The organism is Sellimonas intestinalis, assembly GCF_001280875.1.
Lineage (GTDB): Bacteria > Bacillota > Clostridia > Lachnospirales > Lachnospiraceae > Sellimonas > Sellimonas intestinalis.
In genome coordinates, this window is record NZ_LGAJ01000007.1 from 297131 (window position 1) to 316144 (window position 19014).

Annotated in this window: 19 protein-coding genes; 16 read left to right on the top strand and 3 right to left on the bottom strand. The window is 47.2% G+C overall.

Going from position 1 to position 19014, the window contains the following annotated elements; all coding sequences use genetic code 11:
* Positions 1–35: 35 nt before the first annotated feature.
* On the top strand, positions 36–542 hold the full coding sequence (locus AOA56_RS08880; RefSeq protein WP_024733610.1) for a hypothetical protein: 507 nt from the start codon (positions 36–38) through the stop codon (positions 540–542).
* A gap of 141 nt (positions 543–683) precedes the next feature.
* Here AOA56_RS08880 and glgD read toward each other — a convergent pair whose 3' ends face one another.
* Both glgD and AOA56_RS08890 read right to left on the bottom strand, forming a co-directional pair.
* Positions 684–1799, bottom strand: a complete 1116-nt coding sequence (gene glgD / locus AOA56_RS08885; protein WP_024733609.1) for a glucose-1-phosphate adenylyltransferase subunit GlgD — start codon at positions 1797–1799, stop codon at positions 684–686.
* A gap of 1 nt (position 1800) precedes the next feature.
* On the bottom strand, positions 1801–2940 hold the full coding sequence (locus AOA56_RS08890) for a glucose-1-phosphate adenylyltransferase (RefSeq protein WP_024733608.1): 1140 nt from the start codon (positions 2938–2940) through the stop codon (positions 1801–1803).
* 143 nt (positions 2941–3083) lie between these two features.
* Here AOA56_RS08890 and AOA56_RS15875 point away from each other — a divergent pair, with 143 nt between their 5' ends.
* The 7 genes from AOA56_RS15875 to AOA56_RS08920 all read left to right on the top strand — a co-directional run bounded on the left by AOA56_RS15875 (position 3084) and on the right by AOA56_RS08920 (position 10644).
* Positions 3084–3248 (top strand): hypothetical protein, encoded by a 165-nt coding sequence (locus AOA56_RS15875; RefSeq protein ID WP_155200467.1) that lies wholly within the window; start codon positions 3084–3086, stop codon positions 3246–3248.
* Positions 3230–3841, top strand: coding sequence for a DedA family protein (locus AOA56_RS08895; protein WP_024733607.1), 612 nt, complete (start codon positions 3230–3232; stop codon positions 3839–3841). The genes AOA56_RS15875 and AOA56_RS08895 overlap by 19 nt, the downstream gene beginning before the upstream one ends.
* 151 nt (positions 3842–3992) lie before the next feature.
* Positions 3993–5717, top strand: coding sequence for an ABC transporter ATP-binding protein (locus tag AOA56_RS08900; RefSeq protein WP_465243914.1), 1725 nt, complete (start codon positions 3993–3995; stop codon positions 5715–5717).
* Complete coding sequence (locus AOA56_RS08905) at positions 5717–7570, top strand: ABC transporter ATP-binding protein (RefSeq protein ID WP_024733605.1); 1854 nt, start codon at positions 5717–5719, stop codon at positions 7568–7570. The genes AOA56_RS08900 and AOA56_RS08905 overlap by 1 nt, the downstream gene beginning before the upstream one ends.
* 6 nt (positions 7571–7576) lie before the next feature.
* Positions 7577–8014, top strand: coding sequence for a MarR family winged helix-turn-helix transcriptional regulator (locus AOA56_RS08910; protein ID WP_024733604.1), 438 nt, complete (start codon positions 7577–7579; stop codon positions 8012–8014).
* Entirely contained in the window at positions 8011–9702 is a 1692-nt protein-coding gene (locus AOA56_RS08915) for a glycoside hydrolase family 2 protein (protein ID WP_024733603.1), read from the top strand. The genes AOA56_RS08910 and AOA56_RS08915 overlap by 4 nt, the downstream gene beginning before the upstream one ends.
* A 15-nt stretch (positions 9703–9717) precedes the next feature.
* Complete coding sequence (locus tag AOA56_RS08920) at positions 9718–10644, top strand: ribokinase (RefSeq protein ID WP_024733602.1); 927 nt, start codon at positions 9718–9720, stop codon at positions 10642–10644.
* Between the two features lie 108 nt (positions 10645–10752).
* Here AOA56_RS08920 and AOA56_RS08925 read toward each other — a convergent pair whose 3' ends face one another.
* Complete coding sequence (locus AOA56_RS08925) at positions 10753–11430, bottom strand: sugar O-acetyltransferase (protein ID WP_242843447.1); 678 nt, start codon at positions 11428–11430, stop codon at positions 10753–10755.
* 158 nt (positions 11431–11588) lie between these two features.
* On the opposite strand from AOA56_RS08925, the gene AOA56_RS08930 reads away from it, so the two are divergent.
* The 8 genes from AOA56_RS08930 to AOA56_RS08965 all read left to right on the top strand — a co-directional run bounded on the left by AOA56_RS08930 (position 11589) and on the right by AOA56_RS08965 (position 18875).
* The gene (locus AOA56_RS08930; protein ID WP_024733601.1) at positions 11589–12545 is read left to right on the top strand and encodes an ABC transporter ATP-binding protein; all 957 of its coding nucleotides are present in this window, start codon (positions 11589–11591) and stop codon (positions 12543–12545) included.
* Positions 12529–13395 carry an ABC transporter permease subunit gene (locus AOA56_RS08935; protein WP_024733600.1) on the top strand — a complete coding sequence of 289 codons (867 nt, stop codon included), beginning with the start codon at positions 12529–12531 and terminating at the stop codon, positions 13393–13395. The genes AOA56_RS08930 and AOA56_RS08935 overlap by 17 nt, the downstream gene beginning before the upstream one ends.
* A gap of 11 nt (positions 13396–13406) precedes the next feature.
* A complete protein-coding gene (locus AOA56_RS08940) occupies positions 13407–14789 on the top strand; it encodes a GldG family protein (protein ID WP_024733599.1) in 1383 nt (460 codons plus the stop codon).
* A gap of 10 nt (positions 14790–14799) precedes the next feature.
* Positions 14800–15345, top strand: a complete 546-nt coding sequence (locus AOA56_RS08945) for a DUF4340 domain-containing protein (RefSeq protein WP_024733598.1) — start codon at positions 14800–14802, stop codon at positions 15343–15345.
* 114 nt (positions 15346–15459) lie between these two features.
* Positions 15460–15780 (top strand): PadR family transcriptional regulator, encoded by a 321-nt coding sequence (locus AOA56_RS08950; RefSeq protein WP_024733597.1) that lies wholly within the window; start codon positions 15460–15462, stop codon positions 15778–15780.
* Positions 15773–16504 carry a DUF1700 domain-containing protein gene (locus tag AOA56_RS08955; RefSeq protein WP_024733596.1) on the top strand — a complete coding sequence of 244 codons (732 nt, stop codon included), beginning with the start codon at positions 15773–15775 and terminating at the stop codon, positions 16502–16504. The genes AOA56_RS08950 and AOA56_RS08955 overlap by 8 nt, the downstream gene beginning before the upstream one ends.
* Positions 16505–17026: a hypothetical protein gene (locus AOA56_RS08960; RefSeq protein WP_024733595.1), complete on the top strand. Its 522-nt coding sequence runs from the start codon at positions 16505–16507 to the stop codon at positions 17024–17026. It abuts the gene before it with no gap.
* A 208-nt stretch (positions 17027–17234) separates the two neighbouring features.
* On the top strand, positions 17235–18875 hold the full coding sequence (locus AOA56_RS08965; protein WP_024733594.1) for a Na/Pi cotransporter family protein: 1641 nt from the start codon (positions 17235–17237) through the stop codon (positions 18873–18875).
* Positions 18876–19014: the final 139 nt, after the last annotated feature.

Genomic DNA, 19014 nt, shown 5'->3' on the forward strand with positions numbered 1-19014 from the left:
AAACAAAACAATGCTTTTCGGAAGGAGGGAAAGAGATGAAGCGTAGGAAGCGATTCCAAGTAAGATGTGTCCTCATACTGATTTTGTCGCTGCTTCTTACAGCCTGTGAGTCCGGTAAATCCAGTGAAAAGAAGGAAGAAGATAAAAAGAAAGAGAATGTGTCCGAGGCTGGAGAGGTCAGCAAAGAGGCGCAGGCAGTGATTGAAACTATGATGACGGCGCCCAATCCGGATCTGCTTTTTACGCCAAGTGTAATCGGAGAAGGTGTGGAAGAAGAGGTGGGAACCTATTTTGCGGAAGGGCAGTTGGAGAACTTTCTTTCTTCCGGCCCCGCACTGGTTTACCTTTTGGAGGCAGAAAATGATGGGCTTAACATCAAGGTAAAAGAAATGACGCCGGGGGAGAAGGGCGAGGATAAGGAACAGGTAATAGTCCGTTACGAGAAAGGGGATCAGGAGACGGAAACTGTACTGAACTTTGAACGGGATTCTGATGGCAAGTTTATAAGAGTGGCAGAAGAACGGGATACATCACATACATAGACATTCAGAGATACGAACCGGAGAGAATTACGAGGGAAGAATTTTCTGCTATCAGACAGAAAAGAGGGGGATGCAGTTTATCTGTATCCCCCTCTTTTGTGTACTCTACTCTTATAAAGAATTCTTTCTGACAGCAGACTGCTAGATTGTATCTCCGCGCTTGATGTAGCCAGGGGCATCCGGACTTCCTGTCAGACTGGAGACATGGCGGATGTCCGCGTTCTTGTCAATGACATAATTCTCTACCGTAATATTCTTGCCGATGGAAGCGCCAGGAAGGATGACACTGTTCTTTACGACAGCGCCTTTCTTCACTATGCAGCCACGGCCAATGACGGAATTCTCCACTGTTCCTTCAATCAGGCAGCCATTGGAGACAACGGAATTTTTCACAGATGCCGTCTCGAAATACTGGGTAGGACAGGAATCATTGGTCCTTGTGTAGATCGGCCAATTTTTATCAAAAAGGCTTGCTGCTGCCTTTGCATTAATCAGCTCTGTATTCGCATGATAGAAACTCTTAAAGTCTGTTATAGAAGCGAAGTATCCGTGATGAGATACGCCGCGCACATCCAGCTCGTCGCACTCAAAGTTGACGATTTGTGCCAGGGTATAGACGGAGGAGAGCTTTCTTGCCTTGGCGATCAGTTCAAGGAACAGCTCTTTCTTCATCACGTAAGTATCCATGAAAATGTTCCGATTCTTGGCGTTTCCATTATTGTGCTCTATGGATAGGACTCCCTTCTGCTTGTTCAGCGTCAGGATGTTGCAGCTCAAGAACTCTTCTTTTGCGGTATCGACTGTATGGTAGAGCAGTGTAATATCAGCGCCGGAATCAATATGATTCTGAAGCAGAGTGCTGAAATTCTCTGAGTAAACCATATAGCTTGGAGCAAGGATTACATATGGATATGGCGCATCCTCGATGCACTCAAGATTGTTCAGGTAAGCGGCGATATCAGTATTGTAGACGTCGTTGTCTGAACTGAACTCAGTAAACAAAGTGAGAAGCTTGCCTCTCTTGGAGTTCAGATTGTAATGACGTCCGGTTCCCATGTGTTCAACAAGGGAACGAGGTTTTCTTCTTACGTATACGTGGATATGGTCGATTCCACTGTTTGTCATATTTGAGATCGGGAAGTCGATGACACGGTATCTTCCGAGGAAAGAGAAGGCTCCAATCGGGCGATAATCGTTCATCCCGTCTACCCAGATATGATTTCCGGCAGAGTTTACAATTCCAAATGCTCTACTCATATTATTCAATCCCCCTTACGTTTTTCGCCACTAATTCAATGTGCTCGCTGTCAGCGTTTCCGACAACAGCATCTTTGCCGATCTTAACACCATCGGCTACAAGAGCCCGTGTTACAACAGCTCCTTCCGCAATCTCGGCGTCCGGCATAATGACGCTGTCTATGATTTTTGCACCTGCGCCAATCTTAGCCCCGGTGAACAGGACAGAATTCTTCACGATTCCTTCGATGGTACAGCCCTGGGTGATAAAGGCACGTTGAATCTCCGCGTCAGGTCCTACATAGTGAGGAAGTGTGGTTGCGTCTTCTGTATAAATCTTCCAGGAAGCATCATTCAGATCGAGCTCATTGTTTGCGTTGAGCAGATCCATGTTTGCCTCCCAAAGGGAGTCGATAGTTCCAACGTCTTTCCAGTATCCTTTGAATTTGTAAGCGAACAGACGCTTGTCATCCGCAAGGAGCTGAGGAATGATGTCCTTACCAAAATCGTGATTGGAATCCGGATCCTTTGCGTCTGCAATCAGAAGTTTCCGTAACAGCTTCCAGTTGAAGATGTAGATACCCATGGATGCCAGAGTGCTCTTCGGATGCTCCGGTTTTTCCTCAAATTCGTAGATGCGTCCGTCATCCTGCGTATTCATAATACCAAACCGGCTGGCTTCTTTTAATGGTACTTCAATGACCGCGATGGTTGCATCCGCATTACAGTCGTTGTGGTAAGCGAGCATTTTTGCATAATTCATTTTGTAAATATGATCTCCGGAAAGTACGAGAAGGTATTCCGGAGCAAAGGTGTCGATGAAATCGATGTTTTGTGTAATGGCGTCCGCGGTTCCTCTGTAAACATCCAGATTGGCATCGGCTTTTTCACGAGGCGGAAGTACATAGACCCCGCTGTTCTTTGCGTCAAGTCCCCAACGGCGGCCTGCCGCAACGTAGCTGTTCAGAAGGATGGATTCGTACTGAGTCAGAACCCCAACCGTATCAATGCCGCTGTTTGCACAGTTGCTCAAAGGGAAATCGATGATACGGTATTTTCCGCCATATGATACGGCAGGCTTTGCTACTTTTGTAGTCAGGTCATGCAGACGTGACCCTCTCCCACCAGCTAAAATCATTGCTAACATACTGTTTTGCTTCATTGTGAGTCCTCCCTTTTCTTTTGCTCTGCAATTATTATACAATTATATCCGAATTCTTTCCATATTTTTTGTGCAAATAAATGAAAAAAATTGCAGACTTATTAGGAATAAAGCCAATTTCAGGATTAATACGGTGGATGTTTTTGTGCAAGATTTTTGAACAAGTTGAAAAGAAGAGCAGTGAGCATGTAGATTTTGTATACGGATGTGGAAAACAGGGGACGGTGATGCATAAAGAGGTGGAAAAAGCGATACAGTGTCATAGAGAAATCGAAAAGGAAAAGAAAAAATGGAATTACAACTGCTGAGGCTTCTCTCCCGGTTCGGGTATCCGGGAATGTTTCTGCTTCTTACGATTGAGAGCATCTTTCCGCCTATTCCATCGGAGGTGGTGCTGACTTTCGGAGGCTTTATGACTGAGCATACAAGCCTGACCCTGACAGGAATGGTGATTGCGGCGACGGCAGGCTCCACAGCGGGGGCAATGCTTTTGTATCTGGCGGGACGGCTCATTCCGCTTGAACGTCTGGAGCGTATTCTGTCTAAACGATGGATTCAGAAAATCGGATTCAAAGCAGAAGATCTCAAAAAAACACTAAACTGGTTTGATAAACATGAAAATACAGCCGTACTGATTGGCAGATGTGTGCCTGTCATACGAAGTCTGATTTCCATTCCGGCCGGAATGACAAGGATGCCCCTTGCAGGTTTCCTCATTCGCACGGTGATCGGAAGCAGTGTCTGGAATCTTCTTTTGCTTAGTCTTGGAAAGAAGGCCGGGAGCTCCTGGTATCAGATCACAGCGGTCTTTGAACGCTATTCAATTGTTATCGTTACAATCCTTTTGTTGGCACTTTTACTGTATGTGGCATATAAGCAAAAGGGGGATGCAGCCAGATAAGCCCAGTCCAATATGCCAACTCAATAGGCCTAGAGCAATACCCCGGGTTCGCTTGAAAACGTGTTTCTATTATTGTGAGCGTCTTGACATCTCTCATAAGTGAACATACAATAATTGTATATGCAACTATTGAATGGAGGTGCGGGCATTGCTGAGGAGAATTTTCTCTTATATGGGAAAGTATAAAAAGTATGCGGCCCTGGCGATCGCATGCGTGGCGGCGGAGTCGATGTTTGAACTCATTGTGCCGCTCATTATGGCGGATCTGATTGATGTTGGCGTGGCGAATCAGGACCGCCATTATATCTATATGAAAGGATTTCAGATGGTGATCTGTGCTGTGCTGGCCCTGCTTCTGGGAATCGGAAGCTCCAGGTTTTCAGCACTTGCAGGGCAGGGGCTTGGAGCCCAACTGCGCAAAGCAGAGTACGAAAAGCTTCAGGGTTTTTCCTTTGCTAATATTGATCATTTCCGGGTGTCGTCTATTGTGACGAGACTGACAAGTGACGTGACAAATATCCAGAATTCGGTATCAACGGGGCTTCGGCCATTTTGCAGGGGGCCGGTGATGCTGGTGGCGGCGACAGCAGTGGCCTTTTCTATAAATGCCAAGCTGGCGTTGGTATTTCTTGTGGCACTTCCGGTTCTGGCGGTCATGCTGTTTACGATTGTGGGACATGTGCAGCCTCTTTATAAGAAGATGCAAAAAGCGATCGATCTGGTAAACCGGATCATCCAGGAAAACCTGACGGCGATCCGGGTGGTGAAAGCCTATGTCAAAGGCGAATATGAAACGGAAAAATTTGAGGAAGTCAACGACAATCTGAAGAATCAGTCAGAGCGGGCGTTTCGTCTGGCGGCTTTAAATATGCCTGCTATGCAGATTGTAATGTATGGGACGATTTTAAGTATCATATGGTTCGGGGGCAGAATGATTCAGACCGGTGGGATGCAGGTCGGAGAGCTGACAGGGTTTCTAAGTTATGTGATGCAGATTTTAAATTCGTTGTCCATGATCTCCAATGTGTTTTTGACGCTGACAAGGTCTATGGCATCTGGCAGCCGGATTCTGGAAATTATTGATGAAGAAGTGGATATTACGGATCGAGAGGCAGAAGACTATGATGTCAAATGTGGAGAGATCGAGTTTGACCATGTTTACTTCCGGTACCGTAAAGATGCCCCGGAGGATGTGCTGACAGATATTTCTTTGACAATTTCGGCAGGCAGTACCTTTGGGATCATTGGGCAGACCGGGTCGGCCAAATCCACTCTGATCCAGTTAATTCCAAGACTTTATGACGCGACAAGAGGAGAAGTACGGATTGACGGGATTCCGGTACGGAAGTATCCGATGGAGCATTTGCGGGATGCCATTGCGGTTGTCTTACAGAAGAATACTCTTTTCTCCGGTACCCTTTTGGAAAACCTCAGATGGGGTAAGGAGGATGCTACGATGGAGGAAATAAAAAAGGCATGTCGCATTGCCTGTGCGGATGAGTTCATCGACCGCCTTGCGGACGGCTACGAGACAGAGATGGGACAGGGTGGTGTGAATGTATCAGGAGGCCAGAAGCAAAGAATCTGTATTGCAAGAGCCATCTTAAAACAGCCGAAAGTATTGATTCTGGATGATTCAACCAGTGCCGTTGATACGGCGACGGAGGCAAGGATCAGAACTATGCTCAAAGAAGAACTGCCGGAGATGACAAAAATCATCATCGCCCAGAGAATTTCCTCTGTGCGGCATGCGGATCAGATTCTGATTCTCGATGACGGCAGGGTGTCGGATATCGGAACTCACGAAGAGCTGCTCGCACGGAACAAAATTTACCAGGAAATCTATGAATCTCAGAAGGAAGGGGCGGAGTTGTAATGGCGAGATATCTCGGATATAAGAAACCAAAAGATCTAAAACGGACTATGAGACATCTGACGCACTATCTTGGCGGACACAAGTGGATGTTCCTTCTGGTGGCGCTTTTGGTGCTGATCAGCACCGGAGCTAATATTCTGGGGACTTATCTGTTGAAACCGGTCATCAACCGGTTTATCCTGCCGGGAGATGTAAAAGGTCTTCTGACGGCGGTGGCAGGAATGGGGATCCTTTATCTGTGTGGAGTGGCGGCGACTTTTGGCTACAATCAGCTTATGGTAATGACGGCACAGAAAGTGATCAAGGAGATTCGCCACGATTTGTTTGCCCATGTACAAAAGCTGCCCCTTAAATATTTTGATGCTCACACTCATGGAGAACTGATGAGCCGCTTTACCAATGATGTGGATACGGTACAGGAGGCTATGAACAGCAGTTTCGCCATGCTGATCCAGAGTTTTCTGATGCTTGTGGGGACGATCAGCATGATGCTCGTGTTAAGTGTACGGCTGACCCTCATTGTTGTAGTATTCCTGCTTCTGATGGCGGCTTTCATCAAATTTAATGGCAGCAGAAGCCGAAAATATTTTACAAGGCAGCAGGAGGAGATCGGGAAGATTAACGGATTCGTGGAAGAGATGGCGGCTGGCCAGAAGGTGGAGAAAGTATTCAACCACGAGAAAGTAGATTTTAAAAAATTCTGCGAACTGAATGAAACTCTCCGGCGGGAATCTACCAACGCCCTGACATTTGCAGGAATGATGATACCGACCATTGTAAGCCTTTCCTTTGTCAATTACGCGGTTTCCGCATGCGTAGGAGGCCTCTTTGCCCTGTCAGGGCTTCTGGATATCGGAAGTCTTTCTTCCTATCTGGTGTATGTGCGGCAAAGCGCCATGCCGATGAACCAGTTTACACAGCAGGTGAACTTCCTTCTGGCGGCCCTCTCCGGTGCGGAACGGATTTTCCAGATGATGGAAGAAGAGCCGGAGATCGACGAGGGAATGGTCACGCTTTCCAATGTCAAAGAGGAGAATGGGATCTTGACAGAGTGTGAAGAGAAAACGGGAATTTATGCCTGGAAGGAACAAAGGGATGGACGGACAGTGCTGACTCCTCTGACAGGGGATGTGCGGTTTGAAAATGTAGTATTTTCTTATGTGAAAGGGAAGACTATCCTAAACGGGATTTCTCTCTATGCAAAGCCGGGACAAAAGATTGCTTTTGTAGGGTCCACCGGGGCGGGAAAGACGACGATCGTCAATCTGATTAACCGGTTTTACGAAATTGAGAGCGGTACAATTACCTATGACGGAATCGATATCCGGCATATCCGAAAGGATGACCTGCGGCGATCTCTTGCCATGGTCATTCAGGACACCCATCTGTTTACAGGGACGATTGCGGACAACATTCGTTACGGAAATCTGGATGTCACGGATGAAGAGGTGACGGAGGCCGCGCGGATCGCTAATGCGGATTCTTTTATCCGTAAACTTCCGCTGGGGTATGAGACCATGCTTTATGGGGATGGCAGCAACCTTTCCCAGGGACAGCGGCAGCTCCTGGCGATCGCAAGAGCCGCTGCCGCAAAGCCTCCGGTGCTTGTTCTGGATGAGGCGACAAGTTCCATCGATACTCGGACTGAACGGCTGATCGAGAAAGGGATGGATGCTATTATGGAGGGTCGAACTGTCTTTGTCATCGCCCACCGGCTTTCCACGGTACGCAACTCCAAGGCTATCATGGTGCTGGAAAAAGGAGAAATCATCGAGCGGGGAGACCACGAGGAACTTCTGGAACAAAGAGGACGGTATTATCAGCTTTATACAGGGCAGTTTGAACTGGAGTAGAGGAATATGGATAAATGTAAGATCAGAGAATTATGGTTTCAGGTCAATACATTGCGGCGGGCAGCGCTGAGGCCGTATTTTCAGGAAATTGGACTGACGGTGGGGCAAGGCCAGCCAAGAATTTTGAATTCTCTCAGAAAATATGGTACTATGACACAAAGAGAACTTGCGGATTGTTGTTTTGTCGATGTTACGACGATTTCCCGTACGGTGGATCGTCTGGTGGCGGCGGGTCTGCTTTCCAAGCAAATTGACCCGGAATGCAGACGGTCCTGTCTGATTAGTCTGACGGAAGAAGGAAGAAAAAAAGCTGTGCAGGTACAGCATATCTTTGAAAAGGGAGATGAAATCTGGTGGAAGTCGTTCGACGAGGAGGAGCTGGAGAGGTTATACCAGTATCTTCTGAAGATGGAACAGAGTCTGAAAGGAGATCAGGGAAAATGAAAACGCTTTATACGAGATGGGGGAAGGAATTGGATCCGGAGCATGTCCTTTCAGAGTATCCGCGGCCGATGATGCGGCGGAAAAGCTATGTGAACTTAAACGGATACTGGGACTACCGGATTTGTAAGGAGATGAAAAGACGCCCGCCCGCTTCTTATGAGGGACAGATCCTTGTCCCGTTTTCACCGGAGAGTCCGCTTTCCGGAGTGAACAGAAGACTTGGACCAAAGGAGACGCTCTGGTATCACCGTACTTTTAAGAATCCGGCCGTTTCCGGGGAACGAGTCCTGATTCATTTCGGGGCGGTGGATCAGATGTGTGTCGTATATGTAAACGGACATCGGGCCGGGTGCCACAAGGGAGGCTATCTTCCTTTTTCTGTAGATGCGACGCCGTATCTTGGAAGCGGGATGAATGATCTTTGCGTGCGGGTTCGGGATCTCTCAGATCAGGCATGGCATGCAAAAGGAAAACAGAAAATCAAAAAAGGCGGTATGTTTTACACCCCGCAGAGCGGAATCTGGCAGACTGTCTGGATGGAGGCGGTGCCGCACAATTATATCCGGGAGATCAAATGTACGTCCCTTTACGATACTGGGGAAGTGGAGATTACAGTGTTTGCCAATGTCTGCAAAAGGGTTAAGATCATTTTGGAAGAGCGGGTCTGCGAAGCCCGTACGAATGAGAAAGTGCGGATTCGTCTGCGGGCACGCAGAAGCTGGACTCCATGGGATCCGTATTTGTACCGGTTCGAGGTACGGATGGGAAAAGATAAAGTGAAAAGCTATTTTGCCATGCGATGTGTCACGGTAGAGCATGATAAAAAAGGAGTTCCGAGAATCTGTCTGAACCACGAAGTCTTGTTTCAGAAAGGACTTCTTGACCAGGGATACTGGCCAGATGGTCTTTATACAGCGCCGTCTGACGAGGCGATGATCTTTGATATCCGGGAGGCAAAGCGTTTAGGATACAATATGCTGCGAAAGCACTGCAAGATCGAACCACAGCGTTGGTATTACCACTGTGACCGATTGGGAATACTCGTCTGGCAGGATATGGTAAACGGTGGGGAGACTTACCATCACTGGTATGTGACTTATGGGGCTACCGCTATGAGTATTTGGCATCTTCCAGTCACGGACCGGGTAAGACGTCTGCTTTCCCGGAAACGGGAGAGGGGGCGCAGGGAGTTTGAACATGAAATGCGAAGGACAGTCCGCACGCTCTACGGGCATCCATCCATCATTCTCTGGACTTTATTTAATGAAGGATGGGGGCAGTTTGACACAGTAAGGCTTACGAAAGAACTGAAACAGCTTGATCCTACAAGACTGGTGGATGCGGCAAGCGGATGGTTTGACCAAAGATGCGGGGATGTGAGAAGTACGCACAACTATTTCTTTCGCCTCGGGGTAAAGCCTGAGAAGGAACGTGCCTCGGTGCTTTCGGAGTTTGGCGGTTTTTCCATGAGAGAAAAGGGACACAGTATGTGTCCGAAAGTATACGGATACCGGATCTATACCGGGCGTAAAAAGCTGCGTCATGCCTATGAGAACATTTGGGAAGAGGTCCGGGAACTGGAGCGGAAAGGTCTGTGCGCGGCAGTATACACCCAGCTTTCCGATATTGAAGAAGAGGTCAACGGACTGTGGACCTATGACAGGGAGATTTTGAAAATTGAGGAATAAAAGGAGGATGTACAGATGAGGATCATCAATTTTGGCTCGCTGAATCTGGATTACACATACTCGGTGGATCATATTGTGGAGCCCGGAGAGACTCAGGACACGAAAGAGCGAAAAATCTTCTGTGGCGGTAAAGGACTGAATCAGTCTATCGCACTTGCAAGGGCGGGGATGGACGTCCACCATGCCGGGATGATCGGTGAGGACGGAGAGATGCTCGTGAATCTCTGCCGTCAGGAAAACATTCACACCCATTATATATGGAAAGTGGCGGGACCGTCCGGTCATACCATTATCCAGGTAGATGAGACAGGCCAGAACAGTATCCTGCTCTATGGCGGCGCCAACCGGAAATTTTCAAAAAATTATATCGATGAAGTGTTGGCGGATTTTGGGGAGGACGACATTGTGCTTCTGCAAAATGAGATTAATCTGGTGGATTATGTCATTGAGGCAGCAGCGAAAAGGAAGATGCGGATCGTGCTGAACCCATCTCCATATAATACCCAGATCGATTCCTGTGACCTTTCCAAAGTCAATCTTTTCCTCGTAAATGAGATTGAGGGAGCACAGATGACAGGAAAGGAAGATCTCTCTGACATCCTTGACGAGATGATTACAAGATATCCGAAAGCAGGCATTGTGATGACGCTGGGCGGGGACGGTTGTGTCTATCAGGACGCACAGAGACGGTTTTATCAGGACAGCCTGCATGTGCCCGTGAAGAATACAACGGGAGCAGGGGATACTTTTACCGGATACTTTCTCGCTTCCCTTGTTTCGGGGATGGATGTGCGGGAGTGCCTGATGGTTGCCACCAGGGCGGCGGCTATAGCGGTCACAAGAGAGGGGGCGGCCGACTCCATCCCAACGAGACAGGAAGTACGGGAGATTGATCTGGACTTTGAGCGCCCACAGGAACATGGGATGGAATCTGGAGATTAGATTTTGGCTTACAGCCATGATAGAAAGAGCTTTGTGCGGACAGGAAAATTACCAATCGCACAAAGCTTTTTACTGCTTTTTCGAGTTACAAGTCCGATGCCCCGTTGATTACAGCGGAGCATTTGATTTATCAGGAAGAACGTCAGGAATCGGAAGATCGATCCTGCGGTTCCGGTAATAGTACTCCCGATCGTGTTCGCTGACTTCACGGAGCACCCGGCACGGATTCCCCACGGCAACAACATTGGAAGGGATATCCTTGGTCACGATGCTTCCGGCGCCAATGACAGTATTGTCCCCAATGGTAACGCCCGGTAAAATGACAGCCCCCGCACCAATCCAGACATTCGTCCCGATATGGACATCCATATTAAACTGCATCTCTAAATACCGGAGGTTTGGCTCGATGGGATGTCCGGCGGTAGCAATGGTGACATTCGGTCCGATCATTGTCTTGCTTCCCACATAAATATGTCCGTCATCTACCAAAGTCAGGTTGAAGTTGGCATAGACATGATCTCCGAAGTGAGTGTGGTATCCGCCCCAGTTAGATCGAAGAGGCGGTTCAATGTAGCACCCTTCCCCCAGCTTGGCAAACATGTCTTTTAACATGGAAGCCCGGAGCTTTTGGTCATGGGGTCTGGTCTGGTTGTAATCATAGAGCTTTTCCAGACAGTCAAACTGTTTTTTCATAATCTCTTCGTCGGACGGAAGATAGAGCCGTCCCTCCTCCATTCTGACAGCAGCTTCCTGTGAATCCATCTGAAGTTCTTTTGCGTATTCCATTTGTTTCCTCCTTATAAATGCTCTTGCTGCATCTACTATATTATAATCCGAAAACCGTGACAAGACGAGAGTTTCTTTTTTTATCACATTTTTTGCACAGAATGGTCACAATTTCCTGTTAAGGTGGTGCATAGACTAAAACAGAGGAGGGAAGTACATTGATCGAAGTTAAGGGATTAGTGAAGAAATACGGCAGTCACACTGCGGTAGACCATCTGAACTTCCGGATAGAAAAGGGGCATATTTACGGCCTGCTCGGACCGAATGGGGCGGGTAAATCTACGACCATGAATATTATGACCGGGTATCTTGGCGCCACCGAAGGGGAGGTTCTGATTGACGGCCATGATATTTTAAAAGAACCGGAGCTTGCCAAAAAGTCGGTGGGATATCTGCCCGAGATGCCGCCGCTTTACATGGAAATGAAGGTAGAAGAGTATCTGATGTTTGCGGCAGAACTAAAGAAGGTGGCAAGGAACAGCAGAAAGGCGGAAGTCAAAAAGATTATGAAGATGGTGAAGATCTACGATGTCCGGGAGAGGCTGATTAAAAATCTGTCCAAAGGATACCGCCAGAGAGTAGGATTGGCACAGGCAGTCCTGGGATTTCCGGAAACGATTATCCTGGATGAACCGACCGTCGGACTGGATCCAAAGCAGATTATAGAGATCAGAGAACTCATCAGGGAGCTCGCAAAAGATCACACGGTCATTTTGAGCTCCCATATTCTTGCGGAAATCCGGGAGGTATGTGACTACATTATCATCATCTCTCAGGGAAAACTTGTGGCCAGCGACACACCGGAGAATCTGGAAAGACAGTTTGCGGGGAATGAACCTGTAGAAATAGAGACAAGGCTTTTGCCGGAGCGCACGGAAGAGATTTTGTCAGGGATTTCCGGAATACAGAAGGTGACGTACTTATCCGGAGATCCTGGAATCACAAAAGCCGTAATTGAGACGGATGAAGATACGGATATCCGGGAAGAGGTTTTCCAAGCGTTCGCGCGAGAGGACTGTTCTTTGATTTCCATGTACAAAAAACAACACACGTTGGAGGATATCTTCCTCCGGCTGACCCAGGAAGGAGGACGTCCACATGCTGGCAATTTATAAACGGGAATTCAAATCCTATTTTTATTCCATGACGGGGAGTATTTTTATCGCCTTTTTAACGTTTATGACGGGAATCTATTTCATGGCTTATAATCTGCACAGCGGATATCCGTATTTCTCTTATTCTTTGGAGGGGGTCATGTTCGTATTTCTGGTGGCGATTCCGGTGCTCACGATGCGGAGTTTTTCCGAGGAGCGTAGAAGCCGGACGGATCAGCTCCTTTTGACGTCTCCTGTGAGCGTAGGGAAGATGGTGATCGGGAAATATCTTGCAATGGTGAGTGTCTTTCTTATCCCATGTATGTTGTTCTGTGCTTATCCGCTGATTATCAGTACACAGGGGAAGGCGTATTTTAAGGCGGACTACGCGTCCATTCTGGTGTTCTTCCTTCTTGGGTGTGTATACATTGCCATCGGAAGCTTCATCTCCGCCATGACGGAGAGCCAGATTATTGCGGCGATCGGTACTTTTGGGGTATTGATGGTTGTATATTTGTGGGACGGACTGCTGGGATTCCTGCCGTCTTCCGCGTTTGGCGGCATGGCGGGTATCTGGATGATTCTGACACTTTGCGTTTTGTTCATCTACAACATGACGAAAAACGGCGTGCTTGCAGGTGGTCTGGAACTGATCGGAACCATCATCCTGGTGGTGCTTTATTTTGTGAAATCTTCCCTCTATGAAGGTCTCCTTTCGACAATTTTTGGGAAATTCGCGCTTGTCTCTACCTTTACCAGTGCGGCGGAGAACAGTTTGCTGGATATCGGAGGGATTGTGATGTATCTGACATTGATCGGGGTATTTTTATTCCTGACCGTACAGTCCATACAGAAAAGAAGATTCAGTTAGGAGGGGGAGACATGAAGAAATTACTGAAAAAATTCCGGAGTGTGCAAACCCGCCATGGATTTTACAGTGTGGGTATGATCGCGGTCGTGATAGTAATCGCAGTGGTTGTTAATCTCATTGTGGGCCAGCTTCCGGAGAAATGGAAACAGGTGGATGTCAGCAATAAGAATATTTACGGAGTGTCCAAGACGTCGAAAAAACTTTTGAAAAATCTGGGACATAAGATCAAGTTTACAGTTTATGCAGACAAATCTACCACGGATGAGCGGATTAAGACATTTTTAGACCGCTATACGGCTCTTACGGATCAGATTGGTGTAGAATGGATTAATCCGGTAGACCATCCGCAGGCACTTCAGGAGAACAAAGACGCACAGTCAAGCTCGATCGTTGTGTCTTGCGAGGATACGGGAAAGTCGGTAACAGTACCGTTTAGCGATATTATTGTACAAGATTACAGTTCCTACTATACGTCAGGTTCCACGTCCGAATCGGAATTTGACGCGGACGGCCAGCTTACAAGCGCCATTAACCAGGTGACGACAGATGTAAGCAAAAAGTTGTACTATACAACAGGACATGGAGAGACAACACTGTCCACAGAAATGACAGATGAACTCGAAGGATCCAGTGTGACAACGGAAGAGCTCAATCTTTTGATGGTGAAAGAGATGCCGGCAGATTGTGACCTGCTTCTCATCGATGCTCCGTCCGGAGACTTCTCGGAGCAGGAAAAGACGATGCTTCTTGAATACCTTTCAGGAGGAGGCAAAGTGATCTATGTCATGGGAGACGCTATGTCAGATACGCCGAATCTGGACGCGGTGATGGATCAGTATGGCATGACAAAGACGAAAGGATACATTGCGGATACGCAGAGAAACTATCAGGGTAATTACTACTATATTTTCCCGGAAATCTCGGCATCCGGAGACCTTGGTGACGGACTGGAAAACAATATGGTACTTCTTGTAAATTCCGCAGGCTTTACGGTCAAGGAGGATCTCGGAGATACGTTGACAGTGGATGAAGTGATGACAACATCCCCGGATGGGTACGCGGTTACGGAGAATGAACAGACTCAGGGCGAATACACGCTTGCCGCAGTAGCCGAAGAGGGAGAGGCAAAGCTGACAGTGATTGCTTCGGAGAGTATGATCAATTCCCAGATTACAGATTATTTTTCCAATCTGGACAATAAGAGACTTTTTGTAAACATGGTATTGAACAATTTTGACGATGTGGAAAATCTCTCCATTGACCCTAAGAGTTTGTCAGTTGAGATGAACACAGTGCAGCATGCGGGTTCCATCAGTACAGCGCTTATTTTCGGTGTGCCTGCGGTCGTGCTGATCGGTGGATTTGTCATCTGGATGAAACGCAGAAAGGCATAGGTGGATAAAAATGAGACAGAAAAAAGGTCTGATCATACTCGTAGTGATTCTGCTTGCTCTGTGCGGTGTGTATTTCGGACTGAAAAGCTACAATAAATCACAGGCAAAAAAAGAGGATCAGAAAGAAAAAGAGAAGACGATACAGGTCCTGGATATTAAGAACCCGGTGGAAATCACCTACAGTGCCGATGATGGAAGCAGTATGTCCTTTGTCAAGGAGGACGGCACCTGGTATCTGAAAAACGATAAGGAAACAGCCCTTGTGCAGGATACAATCCAGGATATCGCAGATACGGTATCTGATGTAAAGGCCGAAAAGCAGATCAAAGATCCGGATCCACTTGAGAGCTACGGACTGAATGAAGCATCCTATACCATCATAGTGACAGGGGAGAATGGAGACACAGGAACGCTCTATATCGGAGATGGAGCTGACTCGGATTACTATCTGACAGACAAGGAAAAGCAGAACGTCTATCTCGTTTCTTCCGAGTTGCCAAATGTGCTTGATTTTGACAAGGACAATCTGAAACAGACGGAAAAAGAGCAGGAATAGTTTTTTTTTCATTCAGAAACATAGCGGACGGCGTATGCCGTCCGCTATTATAATATTTTTGGTACTTGACAATGTATAGTAGTGGGTATAGTATAATAACAAAGGGGGGATGAGATGAATCCACAGTTTAAAAAAGGAGTTCTGGAGCTGATCGTCCTGAAATCGGTCCGAGACCGGGATATGTACGGATATGAGCTTGTGACAGAAGTATCTAAGGTGATCGACGTCAATGAGGGGACCATCTATCCGCTCCTGAAGCGATTGACAAACGAGCACTACTTTGAGACATACCTGAGGGAGTCCACAGAAGGACCGCCCAGGAAGTATTATCATCTGACTGCGGCCGGGATCCTGTATGGGGATCAGTTGGAAGCAGAGTGGAATGAATTTCAGGAGCGGGTCTGCCGCTTCTTAAAGGAGGGAAAGCATGAATAAAGAAGGGTTTTTAAAAGAACTGGAGAGTCATCTGAGGGTTCTGGATGATAAGGAACAGCAGGACATTCTCGATGAGTACGCTCAGCACATTGACCTGAAGATGAAGAGCGGATTAAGCGAAGAGGAAGCGATTCGGGATTTTGGCAATATTGGAGAGCTGGCGGCGGATATATTGGAGGCTTACCATGTGGATCCGCGATTTGAGGAGCGCAGGAAAGGCATCACAATCCGCAAGCCGGATATGGAGAGTGTATCCGAGGGGAGTAAGAAGCTGGCCGGAAAGATCGGAGGCTGGCTTGCTGGGATGAAAGACTCCATCCATCATATGTGGGAGGCAATGAGAAGAGGATGGAGGGCATTCCGGGGAACGACGCAGGAGGGCGTGCTTCAAAAGAAGAAAGCCAGGGCGGTGAGAGGGGAGCGATATTTCTGGGATACGAGTAAACGGATTGCCTGGAATTTCTGTATTCTGATCTGGAATCTTACCTGGATTCTGATCACCTGTTTGCTGATTGGACTGGCGGCATGCTGCTTGTTCGGCTTTGGTATCTTGCTGATTTTGGTGTTTGGAGGGTATCCGCTTCTGGGAGCTGAGCTCTTCTGCTTTGGTGCCGCCATGTCAGGAGGCGCTCTTGGAATCCTGACCTTTGGCCTTAGGAAGAAGTATCGGAAACGGGTGCCAAGAAAAGAGACTGTCCCGGTAGAGGCAGAGGAGGTGGAGTAGATGCGGGAGAAGAGAAAACTGCTGGCGCTGATTTTTGTGGTTGGTGTTCTGATCAGTGGAATCGGCGCAGGCATTGGACTTATGGAGTTTTTTTCACTTGACTATGTAGGAGAGCGTATCGTAGGGGAGACTGAGATGGCCACCATGGAAGGAGAAGAAGAGCTGGCATATTTGTCTGAGGGAGAGGACATCAGATTCTATTTGGGCTATGGAACCCGTTATCTGAACCTTAACTGGGATGATTCCATACCGGAAAACACAGTCAGGTACCGTATCCAGTATAATAAGAAGAAAGTCAAGCCGAAGTTTTGGCAGCACGATGCAGCGGTCGGATTTGATTATCCAGATTCGGATGAAGATAGAGACGAGATGAAGGAAGTGATGGAACTTCGTGATATGATTTTGAAAGATCTGAAAAAAAGTGAGATCGGAAGCTATCAGAGCAGTCCATGGATAGGATCCTTAGATCTTTATCTGAATCCGAAGAACCAAGATGACATTGAAATTATGGAAATATGGTAACATGGGGGCCGGAAAAGAGATTTTCCGGCTTTTTTGTCGAAAAGAAATGTAAAATCAATGTAAAATTCATGTAAAATCGTGTTAATTGTTGGGATACCTATTGCGTAATTCCGCTTTTTCTAGTAAATATATAAATAGAATGTTAAAAATAAGTTAGCATTTTGTAAAATCAAAGAGGAAAATTCTTTTTTATGGAGGAAAAGAGAACATGAAGTTGACAGACTTTTTTGGCCTGCTGGGGGGACTTGCTTTATTTCTTTACGGAATGCAAATGATGAGCTCCGGACTTGAGGCAGCGGCCGGAAACAAGATGAAACGGATTCTGGAGAGACTGACTGCTAACCGCTTTTTAGGAGTTCTTGTAGGTGCGGGGGTTACGGCTGTGATTCAGTCATCTTCAGCGACCACAGTTATGGTGGTAGGGTTTGTAAATTCAGGAATGATGACACTCAGGCAGGCAGTGTGGATCATTATGGGAGCCAATATCGGTACGACAATTACGGGACAGCTGATTGCTCTTGATATCGGGGCGATCGCTCCGTTGATTGCGTTTATCGGAGTAGCGCTGATTATCTTTCTAAAGAGTCCGAAAGTACATAATTATGGGCTGATTGTAGCGGGACTTGGCGTACTTTTTCTCGGTATGGAGATGATGAGTTCATCGATGATGCCGCTTCGTGATTCAGAAGCGTTTGTAGGTCTGATGACGAAGTTCTCCAATCCGGTGCTTGGAATTCTGGCTGGTGCGGTATTTACAGCGATTATTCAGTCTTCTTCCGCGTCCGTCGGTATTTTGCAGGCTCTTGCGTCCAATGGATTGATCGGACTTCCAAGTGCGGTGTTTGTCCTTTTCGGACAGAATATCGGAACCTGTATCACGGCGGTACTGGCGTCTATCGGAACAAGCAGGAACGCAAAGCGGACGACGATCATCCATCTGACATTCAATATGATCGGGACGGTGATCTTTACGACCGTCTGTATCCTGACGCCGCTGACCGCTCTAGTGGAAAGCTGGACGCCAACCAACGTGGCAGCCCAGATCGCCAATATGCATACATTATTTAATATTGTTACTACGGTTCTTCTGATTCCATTTGGAAACTATCTTGCATCGTTTGCGGAACGGGTGCTCCCGGACAAGAAGGAAGAGACACTGGAAGGGATGCATCTGGAGTTCATTCGTCCGGTGGATACAAAGAGAGAGAACCATATCGGTACATCCGCCATTGTTCTGACAGGAGTGCGCAAAGAGGTAGGCAGAATGCTTCAGATGACAAAGGAGAACGTAAGCCTGAGTTTCGACGCAGTGCTGGAGAGTTCCTCTGAGCTGCTGAAGAAAGTGGATGAGAAAGAGGAGTATATTGATTTTCTCAACAAAGAGATATGTAAATATATCTCCAAGGTCATTGTCAATGAGACGAACCGTAAAGACGCGAAATATATGAGCGCCCTGTTTAAAGTATGCGGCAATCTGGAACGGATCGGGGATCATGCGACGAATCTTTGCGAGTACACGCAAATGATGGGAGAAAAAGGGATCTCTTTTTCGCAGACAGAGATGGATGAGATCCGGCAGATGAAAGAGGCGAGTCTGAGCGCATTGAATATCTTAAGTGATATTGAGAAGGGAGATAAGGAGCTCGTGAAACGCATCGAGAAAGCAGAACAGCAGATCGACGACATGACCGAGATGTTCCGCCAGGGACAGATCGACCGTATGCAGCAGGGCAGGCAGGACGAGGAGGTTAGTATTCTCTACTCCGAAATGTTGACGGACTTTGAACGAATCGGAGACCATATTCTCAATATCGGACAGGAAATGGGACTTGGAAAGGTCGGAGCGTAAGCTTTGTTTGAAGGAAGTCCAGATTTTGCAAACTAAAATAGAAAAATGAAACGGAAAGAGATCACTCTTGCAGAATTCAGTACCCTAGGATGGACAGAACTTTGCAGGGGGGTCTTTTTTTAATCAGATGAAAGATTAT

Bases quoted from the DNA above. Each gene is read 5' to 3' on its own strand.
- AOA56_RS08880 (WP_024733610.1), top strand. From the start codon at position 36: ATGAAGCGTAGGAAGCGATTCCAAGTAAGATGTGTCCTCATACTGATT.
- glgD (WP_024733609.1), bottom strand. From the start codon at position 1,799: ATGAGTAGAGCATTTGGAATTGTAAACTCTGCCGGAAATCATATCTGG.
- AOA56_RS08890 (WP_024733608.1), bottom strand. From the start codon at position 2,940: ATGAAGCAAAACAGTATGTTAGCAATGATTTTAGCTGGTGGGAGAGGG.
- AOA56_RS08895 (WP_024733607.1), top strand. From the start codon at position 3,230: ATGGAATTACAACTGCTGAGGCTTCTCTCCCGGTTCGGGTATCCGGGA.
- AOA56_RS08905 (WP_024733605.1), top strand. From the start codon at position 5,717: ATGGCGAGATATCTCGGATATAAGAAACCAAAAGATCTAAAACGGACT.
- AOA56_RS08910 (WP_024733604.1), top strand. From the start codon at position 7,577: ATGGATAAATGTAAGATCAGAGAATTATGGTTTCAGGTCAATACATTG.
- AOA56_RS08915 (WP_024733603.1), top strand. From the start codon at position 8,011: ATGAAAACGCTTTATACGAGATGGGGGAAGGAATTGGATCCGGAGCAT.
- AOA56_RS08920 (WP_024733602.1), top strand. From the start codon at position 9,718: ATGAGGATCATCAATTTTGGCTCGCTGAATCTGGATTACACATACTCG.
- AOA56_RS08925 (WP_242843447.1), bottom strand. From the start codon at position 11,430: ATGGAATACGCAAAAGAACTTCAGATGGATTCACAGGAAGCTGCTGTC.
- AOA56_RS08935 (WP_024733600.1), top strand. From the start codon at position 12,529: ATGCTGGCAATTTATAAACGGGAATTCAAATCCTATTTTTATTCCATG.
- AOA56_RS08940 (WP_024733599.1), top strand. From the start codon at position 13,407: ATGAAGAAATTACTGAAAAAATTCCGGAGTGTGCAAACCCGCCATGGA.
- AOA56_RS08945 (WP_024733598.1), top strand. From the start codon at position 14,800: ATGAGACAGAAAAAAGGTCTGATCATACTCGTAGTGATTCTGCTTGCT.
- AOA56_RS08950 (WP_024733597.1), top strand. From the start codon at position 15,460: ATGAATCCACAGTTTAAAAAAGGAGTTCTGGAGCTGATCGTCCTGAAA.
- AOA56_RS08955 (WP_024733596.1), top strand. From the start codon at position 15,773: ATGAATAAAGAAGGGTTTTTAAAAGAACTGGAGAGTCATCTGAGGGTT.
- AOA56_RS08960 (WP_024733595.1), top strand. From the start codon at position 16,505: ATGCGGGAGAAGAGAAAACTGCTGGCGCTGATTTTTGTGGTTGGTGTT.
- AOA56_RS08965 (WP_024733594.1), top strand. From the start codon at position 17,235: ATGAAGTTGACAGACTTTTTTGGCCTGCTGGGGGGACTTGCTTTATTT.